This window comes from Mycobacterium sp., from assembly GCF_049673265.1.
In the GTDB taxonomy this organism is placed as follows: Bacteria; Actinomycetota; Actinomycetes; order Mycobacteriales; family Mycobacteriaceae; genus Mycobacterium.
Genome location: NZ_JBATXN010000556.1, coordinates 1 through 12,129, shown reverse-complemented (window position 1 = coordinate 12,129; position 12,129 = coordinate 1). Strand labels below are relative to the sequence as shown.

Genomic DNA, 12,129 nt, shown 5'->3' with positions numbered 1-12,129 from the left:
GGCCTGGGCTTCGCGGGTGGGCGCCGACGTGGTGCGCGGAGCCGAGGGCGCAGACCCGGCGTCGGTGGCGTTCGACGCCGTCGACAAGGGCATTGCCGCGGGCGCTGACGTCGTGGTGATCGACACCGCCGGGCGGCTGCACACCAAAACCGGGCTGATGGACGAACTCGGAAAGGTCAAACGTGTGGTGACCCGGCGCGCGGCGGTCGACGAGGTGCTGCTGGTGCTCGACGCCACGATCGGGCAAAACGGGCTGGCGCAGGCGCGGGTGTTTGCCGAGGTCGTCGAGATCACTGGCGCGGTGCTGACCAAGCTGGATGGCACGGCCAAAGGTGGCATCGTCTTCCGGGTCCAGCAGGAACTGGGGGTCCCGGTGAAACTGGTCGGCCTCGGGGAGGGGCCCGACGACCTTGCGCCCTTCGAACCAGCCGCCTTCGTCGACGCACTGTTGGGCTGATCGCCGCCGCTTGCGATCGCCGCTGTGAGCATGGCGGCGACCCGCTGCGCCCGGCTTCGCCGCCGCTTGCGATCGCCGCTGTGAGCATGATGTAACACGGGCGAAACCTGTCAGCGCCACGTTTCGAAACAAGGACTGCGCATTGTCTTGACAGCGTTGTCAGCGGGTTACCGGTCGCAACCCCGCGTCGGAGGCGGCCTTGCCGAAGGAGGTTAGGGGCAGTGGACCAATTCCCCACGATGGGAGTGCCAGACACCGGCGACACCGCCTGGATGCTGGCTAGCTCCGCGTTGGTGCTGTTGATGACGCCGGGCCTGGCGTTCTTCTACGGCGGGATGGTTCGCGTCAAGAGCGTGCTCAACATGATCATGATGAGCATCATCGCGATGGGCGTCGTCACCGTGCTGTGGGTGATTTACGGTTACTCGCTTGCCTTCGGTGACGATGTCGGCAACGTCGCAGGCAACCCGACCCAATACTTTGGCCTGAAGGGTCTTATCGGCGTCAATGGAGCTGCCGCCAGCGGCAGCACAGCCGCGACCAATATCGCGCTGGCGGGAACACTGCCCCAGACCGTCTTCGTCGCATTCCAGCTGATGTTCGCAATCATTACGGTGGCGCTCATCTCCGGTGCGGTAGCCGACCGGTTGAAGTTCGCCAGCTGGACGGTATTCGCCGGGCTGTGGGCCACCGTCGTGTACTTCCCGGTGGCGCACTGGGTGTTTTGCGCCGACGGGGTCACTGGAGCCCATGGCGGCTGGATCGTCAACAAGCTGCACGCGATCGACTTCGCGGGCGGCACGGCGGTCCACATCAACGCCGGTATGGCGGGCCTGGTGTTGGCGATCGTGCTGGGCAAGCGCAGGGGGTGGCCGAAAAACCCGACGCGACCGCACAATGTGCCGTTCGTGATGCTGGGTGCGGGTCTGCTGTGGTTTGGCTGGTACGGATTCAACGCCGGTTCGGCTACCAGCTCAAACGGCGTCGCCGGGTCGACATTCATCACGACGACGGTGGCGACTGCCGCGGCAATGCTGGCCTGGTTGGCCACCGAGCGAATCCGCGACGGGCACGCCACGACGCTGGGCGCGGCCTCGGGCATCGTGGCCGGACTGGTCGCGATCACGCCGTCCTGTTCCTCGGTCAACGTGCTGGGCGCGCTGATTATCGGCGGGGCCGCCGGTGTGCTGTGTGCGCTGGCGGTCGGTCTCAAGTTCAAGCTCGGATTCGACGACTCACTCGACGTGGTCGGGGTTCACCTGGTCGGCGGGATCGTGGGAACGCTGCTGGTGGGGCTGCTGGCTGCGCCGCAGACCATCGCGATTGCCGGCGGTGGCGGTCACACGTCGGCGGGGTTGTTCTACGGCGGCGGCTTCGCTCAGCTGATCCGCCAGACCATCGGCGCCGGGAGTGTCCTTGCGTATTCGGGCATCGGCACCCTTATCGTTGCTCTGTTACTCAAGTACACGATCGGGCTGCGTCTTACCGCCGAAGACGAAGCCACAGGTATCGACGAGGCTGAGCACGCAGAGAGCGGCTACGACCTCGCGGTTGTCGGCAGCAGTTCGTTTGTCCATTCGGCTGAAGAGGGAAAAGGAAATGAAGCTGATTACCGCGATCGTGAAGCCGTTCACGCTCGAGGACATCAAAGCCAGCCTTGAGCAGGTGGGGATCCTGGGGATGACGGTCAGCGAGGTTCAGGGGTACGGCCGCCAGAAGGGCCACACCGAGGTTTACCGGGGTGCTGAATACTCCGTGGACTTCGTGCCGAAGGTGCGCATCGAGGTCTTGGTCGAAGACTATGACGCCGACAAGGTCCTGGACAGCATCGTGCGGGCCGCACGCACCGGTAAGATTGGCGACGGCAAAGTGTGGGTCAGCGCCGTTGAAACGGTGGTGCGGGTGCGCACCGGTGAACGCGGCGCCGACGCAATCTAATACACGCCCTATGACGACTCCTCCGGAGTAGCCGATCCGATCTGGACGGGAATGACACAGCGCGGACCAGAGCCACCCGATCCGATTCGACCGGCGGCTGCCGCGGTAGGCGGCACCGCCAGCCCGGCCACCGATCTACCCGCTGACCGGGAAAACCTTCTCGCCCGCGCACCGAGTGAACTTGATTCGGCCGCCTTGCGCCAAGCGTGGACAGATCTGCATGAGTCCTGGTTGACCGCGAAGGCCACCGAAATCGGTATCACCGCCGACAGCGGTTTCTCGATCGTTGCGACCGGTTCGTTGGGCCGACGCGAGCTGGTGCCCTACTCTGACCTTGATCTGCTGCTGTTGCACGACGGTATGCCCACCGAAACCCTGCGAGAGATCGCGGATCAACTGTGGTACCCGTTGTGGGACACGAACATTCGGCTTGACCACAGCGTGCGGACGGTCGCCGAGACGTTACGGGTCGCCGGCGCGGACGTGTCCGCCGGCGTGGCCATGCTGGATGCGCGGCACATCGCCGGCGACGAACCGCTGTCGGCCCGGCTGATCGAGGGGGTGCGGCGGCAGTGGCGCACCGGAATCCAGTCGCTGTTTGGCGAACTCGTTGACGAGACGCATGCCCGGTGGCGGCGCATCGGGGAGATCGCTCACCGGGCCGAGCCCGACCTGAAATTGGGCCGTGGCGGCTTGCGTGATGTCCAATTGCTCGACGCGCTGGCCATCGCCCACCTCGCCGACCGGCTGACCGCGGAAAGGCCGGAAAGCTCGCCGGATTCGTTGAGCCCGACAAAAAGGGCCCACCTCACCCTGCTCGACGTCCGCACCGAACTTCACCGGGTTTCCGGTCGCGGGCATGATCTGCTGTTGGCGCAGTTCGCCGACGAGATCAGCGCCGCGCTGCACATCGGCGACAGATTCGACCTCTCGCGAACACTGTCCGACGTGGGCCGCACCATCAGCTACCGTGTCGACGCCGGGCTTCGGACTGCCGCCAATGCGCTACCGCGGCGGGGGATTTCGGCTATGCGGCGACGGCCCCGTCGACCGCTCGACGAGGGAGTGGTCGAGTACGCCGGGGAGATCGTGCTGGCGCGCGACGCCCGACCGCAAAACGATCCCATGCTGCTGCTGCGGGTGGCGGCGGCGTCCGCGGTCACCGGACTGCCCATTGCCGTGTCCACGCTGAGCCGGTTGGCCGACACCGCAGCCGATCTGCCGACGCCATGGCCGCGCGAGGCGTTGGACCACCTGCTGGTCCTGTTAGGCGCCGGCCCGGACACGATCGCGGTAATCGAAACGCTGGACCGGACCGGGTTGTGGGTGCGTCTTTTTCCGGAATGGGCTGCGATCCGCGACCTTCCGCCCCGCGACGTCGTCCATATCTGGACGGTGGATCGCCATCTGGCCGAGGCCGTTTCGCGGGCAAGGATTTTCACCACCCGGGTCGCGCGTCCAGATCTGCTGCTTCTGTCTGCGCTACTGCACGACATCGGAAAGGGGCGAGGTGTCGATCACAGCGCGGTCGGCGCCGAGTTGGCAGGAGAAATCGGCACCAGACTGGGGATGTGGCCTGCTGACGTCGAGACCCTTACCACGCTCGTGCGTCACCACTTGCTGTTGGCGAAAGTTGCGACCCGCCAAGACCTCAACGACCCGCAGACCATCGCCAATGTCTGCGAGGCGTTGGATGGAAATCCGATAGTGCTTGACGTGCTGCATGCGCTGACCGAAGCCGACTCCTTGGCGACCGGGCCCGGCGTGTGGAGTGATTGGAAAGCATCGCTGGTCCGCGATTTGGTACGCCGCTGCCGGATGGTGATCGCCGGCGAGCCGTTGCCTCACGCCGATCCTCTTGATCCTGAATATCTTTCGCTGGCCGCCGACGGAAAGGTACATGTCGAGCTGCGGCCCGGCAGCAGCCAGCGCCTCTACCACGCGGTGGTGATCGCCCCGGACCAGCGTGGGCTGCTGTCCAAATCCGCAGGTGTGCTGGCGATGAACTCGTTACGCGTGCATTCGGCGTCGGTGAACATTCACGAGGGTGCGGCGATCAGTGAATTCGTGGTCTCACCGCACTTCGGTGCCCCACCCGCCGCAGGGTTGCTGCGTCAGCAGCTGGTCGGCGCGCTGGGCGGCGAGGTCGACGTGTTGGCCACGCTCGCAAAGCGCGACCGGGAACCCCCTCGTGTCCCCGTTCGCGAAGCGCCGACCGCGATCCCGGTTCACCAGGCGACCGCCCCGCCGCGGATCCTGTGGTTGGACGATGCCCCCGGCCGACTGATCTTTGAAGTCCGCGCCACCGACCGTGCCGGCTTGCTTGCGCGACTCGCTGGTGCACTCGAGCACGCCGGAGTTGACATCGAATGGGCGAAAGTCACCACGCGAGGATCGATGGTCGACGACGTCTTCTGCGTCGTGCCGCCGTCCGGGGCATCCGAGGCCACTTCGGAAATGCGAGCCGCGATCGAGCACGACGTGCTCGCCGTGTTGGGCACAGCCGCGCCGGCATGATCTGGGCGTCACAGCTGGCTGATCAGTTCTGCGGAATCAGGGAACCAGCCGTTGGAAGCAGTGCTGTCCCGCCATGCCCGCTCCCTGGCAAAAAGTCCGAACGCGGGGCGGACGGGGGTTGTCGGGCTTAGGCGCGTCTGCCAGGCGCGGGCACGAGTCCACCGCGCTGGCGACGCAATCCGGATTGTCAGCGTGGGCTTGACCGAGCAAGTCGGCACCGCCAACGCCGCTCACAATCGCCAACACCGCTGCACCTGCGATGATTGCCCGCTGCACTAACTTGCGCGACTCCATACCGAGACCATAGTCCACAAAAGTAGACTTTTGTGGTTAATCGGAGAAGTTAGTCTCGCATTGTTGCAGCAGGTTCACCGAGCCGAGATACTGTCTACTCATGGACGACTGCGATAAGGATCCCGCAGTGGTGTTGCCGTACCTTGTGGGCCGACCCCTTGCCGCCACCGAGGTGTATGAGGCGTTCGGCTACCGCAAATCGGCGTACTACAAGGCGGCGCGCGAGGGTAGGTTGATCTCCGCCGATAACTTGATCAGAGCGGGCGAGTACCTGGGGTTGAACCCGATTGACTTGCTGGTCCGCTTCGGGCTCATCCAGCCTGAGACGGTCACCGAATACCTGGCGTCAACTCGCGCGCTCCCCAGGCTGCGCGACCTCCGCCCCGACCCCAGCAAACCGCCGGTCTGACGGCCTAGGAGAGGAACCGGTTGCGAGCATGATGTCCGCACTCATCATCGTCACGCTGGTTGCCGTCTTCTATAGCTTGTGGGTCCGCCGGGATACCTGGCGCTCGCGCTGGGAAGCCGACGCAAGCCTCAACATCGCCCTGCAAGGTTGCGCCGTGCTGCTCATGTCGCCGTGGGTATCGGCCACCCTCGGACCACCCCTGCACCACATCTTCCACCGATGGAATGTCGAGGATCTGTTCGGCCACATCTGCCTGATCGTTGCTGCGACGGCGATCATCGATCACGGTTTGGCCCGGCTAGGCGACGAACGCGACTGGCGCAGGCTCTTCCGCCGCCACGTCGCAATGCCGTTGTGGGTCGGCATCCCTGTATTGGTCGCGGTGTTCATCATCGCCGATGAGGGCTATCACCCCGACCTGTTCCCGGCCCACGTCAGCACCGTCTGGTTTGGCGCCTACTGGATTGTGCTGGGAATCCTGCTCGTCTATTTGTTCGGCTACGCGGGCAGGGTAATGCTGATCGTACGAAAGGATCCCCGCTCGACGGCGACAGCGGACCTGTACTTGATCTCTGCCGCGTTTGGTGTGGCAGCGACCGTCATACAGGTGAGCACCGCCGAGGCCGGCATCGATATCACCCTTCCCGTCTGGTTGTGCGCATGTCTGGGCGCGATCGGTTTCGCCTACGGATCCGCACGCTCCTGGCACGCCAAAGTGGCGTGGTTCAAAGACAGCAAGAGAGCGACGCTGCCCCGCAACGACAACTGACCGAGGCTACGGACTCTGATGGCCGGCCTCCTCAGCCCGCCGCTTACGCGGCGCGCATCGTCGCCCCGCTAGGCTGGGCGGCGTGTTTGAATCGCTGTCCGATCGGCTGACCGGCGCCCTGCAAGGGCTGCGCGGCAAGGGCCGGCTGACCGACGCCGACATCGACACCACTTCGCGCGAAATTCGGCTGGCGCTGCTGGAAGCCGACGTCTCGCTGCCGGTGGTGCGGGAGTTCGTCGGCCGCATCAAAGAGCGCGCCAAGGGCGCCGAGGTGTCGGGTGCCCTCAACCCGGCGCAGCAGGTCGTCAAGATCGTCAACGAGGAGCTCATCGGCATCCTGGGCGGGCAGACCCGCCTGCTGGCGTTCGCGAAGACGCCGCCGACCGTGGTGATGCTGGCCGGTCTGCAGGGCTCCGGTAAAACCACGCTGGCCGGCAAACTCGCGTTGTGGTTGCGCGGCCAAGGGCATACCCCGCTGCTGGTGGCGTGCGACCTACAGCGCCCGGGCGCCGTCAACCAGCTGCGCATCGTGGGGGAGCGGGCCGGTGTCACGGTCTTCGCGCCACACCCGGGCACGTCGGCCGACTTCGACGCGGCGCAGCAAGCCGGTCCCGGTGATCCGGTCGCTGTCGCCTCGGCCGGACTCGCGGAGGCCCGCGCCAAGCATTTCGACGTCGTGATCGTCGACACCGCAGGGCGGCTTGGCATCGACGACGAGCTGATGTCTCAGGCCGCGGCGATCCGCAATGCCGTTGACCCCGACGAGGTCTTGTTCGTCCTCGACGCCATGATCCGCCAGGACGCGGTGACCACCGCCGAGGCATTCCGCGAGGGTGTGGGCTTCACCGGCGTGGTGCTGACCAAGCTCGACGGCGACGCGCGCGGCGGAGCCGCGTTGTCGGTTCGCGAAGTCACCGGTGTGCCAATTCTTTTCGCGTCGGCCGGCGAGAAGCTGGAGGATTTCGACGTCTTCCATCCGGACCGGATGGCCGGCCGCATCCTTGGCATGGGCGATGTGCTGAGCCTCATCGAGCAGGCCGAGCAGGTCTTCGATGCGCAACAAGCTGAAGCCGCCGCCGCCAAGATCGGGTCCGGCGAGCTGACGCTGGAGGATTTCCTCGAGCAGATGCTGGCGATCCGCAAGATGGGCCCGATCGGCAATCTGCTGGGGATGCTGCCCGGCGCAGGCCAGATGAAAGAGGCGCTGGCCGCTGTCGACGACAAACAACTCGACCGGCTGCAGGCGATCATCCGCGGCATGACGCCGCAGGAGCGCGCCGATCCGAAGATCATCAATGCCTCGCGACGACTGCGCATCGCCAACGGCTCAGGTGTCACGGTGTCGGAGGTCAATAACCTGGTCGACCGGTTCTTCGAGGCCCGCAAGATGATGTCTTCGATGGTGGGCAGCATGGGCATCCCCGGCTTGGGACGAAAGTCGGCGACCCGAAAGAGCGCGAAAGCCAAGGGCGGCAAGGGCAAGAAGGGCAAGAAGCGCGGCCCGACACCGTCCAGGGCCCGCGGCCCGCTGGGCGCGGGAATGCCTGGCATGCCGGCCGGATTCCCCGACCTGTCGAACATGCCGGAGGGTCTGGACGAGCTGCCCCCCGGTCTGGCCGACTTCGATCTGTCCAAGCTGAACTTCCCGGGCAAGAAGTAGCCGCAGCCGTGCGTCTGCACGTGCGCGGGGTGGGCTTGCCCAACGAGGAACCCGTCGAGCTGTGGATCGTCGACGGCCGGATCAGCCGTGAACGGGTCTCCGGCGCGGACACGGTTTTCGACGGTGGCTGGATTCTGCCCGGTTTGGTCGACGCCCATTGCCACGTCGGCTTGGGGGAGCACGGCGGCCCGATCGAGATCGACGAAGCGATCGCCCAGGCCGAGACCGAGCGCGAGGCGGGCGCGCTGCTCTTGCGTGACTGCGGCTCGCCGACCGACACCCGCAGTCTCGATGACCGCGACGATCTGCCGCGCATCATCCGCGCGGGACGGCATCTGGCCAAACCCAAGCGGTATTCGCCCGGGTTGGCGATCGACATCGAAGACGAGTCGCAGCTGCCGGACTTGGTGGCCGAGCAGGCCCGCCGCGGCGACGGCTGGGTGAAGCTGGTCGGGGACTGGATCGACCGCGAGGTAGGCGATTTGGCCCCGCTGTGGTCCGACGAAGTGCTCACGACGGCGATCGGGATTGCGCATGAGCACGGCGCACGGGTCACCGCCCATGTCTTCGGCGCGGATGCGATGCCCGGGCTGATCAACGCAGGGATCGATTGCATCGAACACGGCACCGGGCTCACCGACGACATCATTGAGTTGATGGTCGAGCACGCCACCGCCTTGGTGCCCACGCTGATCAACATCGAAAACTTCCCCGGCATCGCCGATTCCGCTAGCCGCTACCCGAAATACGCCGCGCATATGCGCGACCTGCATGCGAAGTGCTATCCGCGGATGGCGGCAGCCCGGGATGCCGGAATCCCGGTGTATGCCGGCACCGACGCCGGAAGCATGGTCGCCCACGGGCGGATCGCCGACGAGATCGAAGCGCTCAAGGGCATCGGGATGAGCCCGGGCGAAGCCTTGGGCGCGGCATGCTGGGATGCACGTCGTTGGCTGGGCCGACCGGGATTGGACCACGGCGCTTCCGCAGACCTGTTGTGCTACAACGACGATCCACGCCAGGGCCCAGCGGTGCTGAATCGCCCCGATCTAGTCATCCTGCGTGGACAAGCGTTCTGATCATGCCGATCCCCGAATTCGTCGTCGAGCTTCGTCGGCACATCGGGCAGGTGCCGTTGTGGTTGCCGGGTGCCACCGCTGTGGTCATCCGCGATCAGCAGGTTCTGCTGATCAAACGGTCGGATAACCTGGCCTGGACCCCCGTCACCGGCATTGTCGAACCTGGCGAGAATCCGGCGGACTGTGCCGTCCGAGAAGTGTTGGAAGAAACCGGCATTCACGTGGTTGCGCGACGATTGGCCTTGGTGTCGGTATCCCGCCCGATCGTTCATGCCAACGGCGATCATGCTCAATACCTGGATCTCGTGTTCCGGATGGACTGGGTGAGCGGCGAGCCGTACCCCGCTGACGATGAAAGCCTCGAGGCCCGCTGGGTTGATCTCGCCGGGCTGCCGGAGATGTCCGCTGACATGCGGCGCCGGGTCGACGCGGCGAGTGATGACGACCTCAGTGCTCCAACGGTTTTCGACACCATCCGAGAAATGGACCGGCCGTGACGCACACGATCGACGAATTGGCGGAGTTCGTCGTGAGGGCAGACCAGTCTGATCTGGACGGTCACGTCGTGCCGACGCTGAAACGCAACGTTCTCGACAGCATTGCGTGCGCGCTCGGCGCCCTCGACGGAGAAGCGATCCCCGACATCCGCGCCCACGCGGTACAGTTCAGCAGCCATCCGACAGCAACGTTCATCGGCGGTGGACGCGCGTCGGTCGATCAGGCCGCCTTCTTCAACGCGGTGCTGGTGCGCTACCCCGATCTGCTCGACACCTATCTGACGCCCGGCGGTTTGTGTCATCCGGCCGACAACTTCGGGACAGTCCTCGCCGTCGCCGAGCATGTCGATGCGAGCGGAGCAGACTTTCTGCTGGCTCTCGCGATTGCCTACGAGATCCAATGTCGGTTCAGTGCAACGGTTCCCGTTATGGGAAGTGGCCTCAACCACGCGCTGCAACTGGCCATGTCGGCGGCCGCGGGCTCGGCCAAGCTGCTCGGGCTCGACGTCGCTCAGACCGGCGACGCCATCGCCGCCTCCGCCGCGGACAACGTTTCGCTCGCCGCCGTGCACGCGGAGCCCGTTTCCAACTGGAAAGGCATCTCGCCGGCCATTACCGGGATGCGGGCCGTGTATGCCACAATGCTTGCTGGCCGCGGAATCACCGGTCCCAGAGCGCTTTTCGAAGGACCCAATGGCCTAGAGCGCTTATTCGACCAGCCGATCGACTTGCGCCCATCCGACCGGTCGCTGGCTGCCGTCGAACAGACCTACCTCAAGCAGTACTGCGCCTTGATTCACGGTCAGGTAGCCATCGACGCGACGCTGGCGCTTCGCGACGAGCACGGCATTACCGGCGCGGACATCGCGAGCGTGACGCTCGAGGTCTTTGAGGGCGCGTACGACATCGCCGGCGGTGGCCAGTACGGCAACAAGGACCACCCGTCGACCAAGGAGCAGGCGGACTACAACCTCAAATACCTCGTCGGCGTCGCACTGCTGGACGGTCAGGTCGGCCCCGAGCAACTCGAGACCGAACGCGTGCGCCGCGGCGACGTGCAGGAGCTGTTAGCGCGGGTGCAGGTCAACACCGCGCCCGACCTGACCGCGTCCTACCCCGAACGCACGGAGGCCCGCGTGCGCATCGTTCTCAACGACGGCCGGGAACTGCACCGCGCGCAGTCCGACTTCGAAGGATCACCTACCCGACCGATGTCGTGGGACCGGGTCGCGGAAAAGCTGCACTGGCTGGGCGAGCCGTTTGCCGACGCGGCGCTGCGAGCCGAAATCATCGACGCGGTGCGGCGCCTCGACGACATCCCGATCGCCGAGCTCGGCAGGCTGCTCGGTGCGGTCAGCCCGGAGCGGCAGCGGGCCCGAACCCGGGGACGGTTGTGACAGCAGTCCACAAAAAGATTGCGAGTGCTCACTATCTATGTTAGGTTCGCTGCAACCCAGCGATGTGGAGGAGTGGCGCACATGACCTACGACGTGATCATTCGCGACGGCTTGTGGTTCGACGGCACTGGCAGCGCACCGCTGACCCGCACATTGGGCATTCGCGACGGCGTCGTTGCTGAGGTGTCCGCCGGCCCGCTGGACGAGACCGGCTGCCCCGAGGTGATCGACGCGAAAGGCAAGTGGGTCACGCCCGGTTTCGTCGACGTGCACACCCACTACGACGCCGAGGTGCTGCTCGATCCCGGACTGCGCGAGTCGGTGCGCCACGGTGTCACCACGGTGTTGCTCGGCATGTGCTCGCTGTCGACGGTCTACGCCGGCGCCGACGACGCCGCCGATCTGTTCAGTCGGGTCGAGGCGGTGCCTCGCAAGTTCGTTTTGGGCGCGCTAGAAGCGAACAAGACCTGGTCGACACCCGCGGAATACGTTGAGAAGATCGACAGCCTGCCGCTCGGTCCCAATGTGGGCTCGCTGCTGGGTCATTCGGATCTACGGACAGCTGTGCTGGGCCTTGACCGCGCCACAGACAAGGACGTCCGACCCACCGACGCCGAACTCGATCGCATGGCGGCATTGCTCGACCAGGCGCTGGAGGCCGGAATGCTCGGCATGTCCGGGATGGACGCTGCTATCGACAAGCTCGACGGCGACCGCTTCCGTTCCCGCGCGCTCCCATCCACATTCGCCACCTGGCGCGAACGACGCAAGCTGATCAAGGTGTTGCGCAAGCGGGGCAGGATCCTGCAGAGCGCCCCCAACGTGGCCAAAGCCGAGTCGGGTCTACTATTCTTCCTGTCCAGCAGCCCAATGTTCGGTCGTCGTAAGAGCGTTCGCATGAGCCTTCTGGTATCGGCCGATGCGAAGTCGATGCCGTTGGCCGTGCATGTGTTCGGAATCGGCACCCGGCTGCTCAACTTCCTGCTGGGCTCTCAGGTGCGCTTTCAGCATCTGCCGGTCCCGTTCGAGTTGTACTCCGATGGAATCGACTTGCCGGTCTTCGAGGAGTTCGGCGCGGGCACAGCGGCGCTGCATCTGCGTGATCAGCTGGA

General features: G+C 65.4%; 10 protein-coding genes and 1 pseudogene. All 11 read left to right on the top strand.

The features are described from left to right. Positions 1-457: pseudogene (locus WBF82_RS18910) on the top strand (signal recognition particle-docking protein FtsY); the annotation flags it as partial. Positions 458-678: 221 nt separating this feature from the next. Beyond that, complete coding sequence (locus tag WBF82_RS18905) at positions 679-2,118, top strand: ammonium transporter (RefSeq protein WP_424384478.1); 1,440 nt, start codon at positions 679-681, stop codon at positions 2,116-2,118. After that, positions 2,057-2,395, top strand: coding sequence for a P-II family nitrogen regulator (locus WBF82_RS18900; protein WP_219067167.1), 339 nt, complete (start codon positions 2,057-2,059; stop codon positions 2,393-2,395). The genes WBF82_RS18905 and WBF82_RS18900 overlap by 62 nt, the downstream gene beginning before the upstream one ends. A gap of 51 nt (positions 2,396-2,446) precedes the next feature. Further along, the gene (locus WBF82_RS18895) at positions 2,447-4,912 is read left to right on the top strand and encodes a [protein-PII] uridylyltransferase (RefSeq protein WP_424384477.1); all 2,466 of its coding nucleotides are present in this window, start codon (positions 2,447-2,449) and stop codon (positions 4,910-4,912) included. A 394-nt stretch (positions 4,913-5,306) separates the two neighbouring features. Then, positions 5,307-5,615: a hypothetical protein gene (locus tag WBF82_RS18890; RefSeq protein WP_424384476.1), complete on the top strand. Its 309-nt coding sequence runs from the start codon at positions 5,307-5,309 to the stop codon at positions 5,613-5,615. A 28-nt stretch (positions 5,616-5,643) separates the two neighbouring features. Then, complete coding sequence (locus WBF82_RS18885) at positions 5,644-6,384, top strand: hypothetical protein (RefSeq protein WP_424384475.1); 741 nt, start codon at positions 5,644-5,646, stop codon at positions 6,382-6,384. A gap of 82 nt (positions 6,385-6,466) precedes the next feature. After that, positions 6,467-8,044 carry a signal recognition particle protein gene (ffh, locus tag WBF82_RS18880; protein ID WP_424384474.1) on the top strand — a complete coding sequence of 526 codons (1,578 nt, stop codon included), beginning with the start codon at positions 6,467-6,469 and terminating at the stop codon, positions 8,042-8,044. An 8-nt stretch (positions 8,045-8,052) separates the two neighbouring features. Continuing rightward, a complete protein-coding gene (locus tag WBF82_RS18875) occupies positions 8,053-9,123 on the top strand; it encodes an amidohydrolase family protein (RefSeq protein WP_424384473.1) in 1,071 nt (356 codons plus the stop codon). 2 nt (positions 9,124-9,125) lie between these two features. Beyond that, positions 9,126-9,620, top strand: a complete 495-nt coding sequence (locus WBF82_RS18870; RefSeq protein WP_424384472.1) for an NUDIX hydrolase — start codon at positions 9,126-9,128, stop codon at positions 9,618-9,620. Beyond that, the gene (locus WBF82_RS18865) at positions 9,617-11,017 is read left to right on the top strand and encodes an MmgE/PrpD family protein (RefSeq protein WP_424384471.1); all 1,401 of its coding nucleotides are present in this window, start codon (positions 9,617-9,619) and stop codon (positions 11,015-11,017) included. Before WBF82_RS18870 ends, WBF82_RS18865 begins: the two co-directional genes overlap by 4 nt. 81 nt (positions 11,018-11,098) lie before the next feature. Continuing rightward, a partial coding sequence (locus WBF82_RS18860; RefSeq protein ID WP_424384470.1) for an amidohydrolase family protein occupies positions 11,099-12,129 on the top strand: 1,031 nt, incomplete at its 3' end.

Coding starts and splice junctions, on each gene's coding strand:
- WBF82_RS18900 (WP_219067167.1), top strand. CDS start 2,057: ATGAAGCTGATTACCGCGATCGTGAAGCCGTTCACGCTCGAGGACATC.
- WBF82_RS18895 (WP_424384477.1), top strand. CDS start 2,447: ATGACACAGCGCGGACCAGAGCCACCCGATCCGATTCGACCGGCGGCT.
- WBF82_RS18890 (WP_424384476.1), top strand. CDS start 5,307: ATGGACGACTGCGATAAGGATCCCGCAGTGGTGTTGCCGTACCTTGTG.
- WBF82_RS18885 (WP_424384475.1), top strand. CDS start 5,644: ATGATGTCCGCACTCATCATCGTCACGCTGGTTGCCGTCTTCTATAGC.
- WBF82_RS18870 (WP_424384472.1), top strand. CDS start 9,126: ATGCCGATCCCCGAATTCGTCGTCGAGCTTCGTCGGCACATCGGGCAG.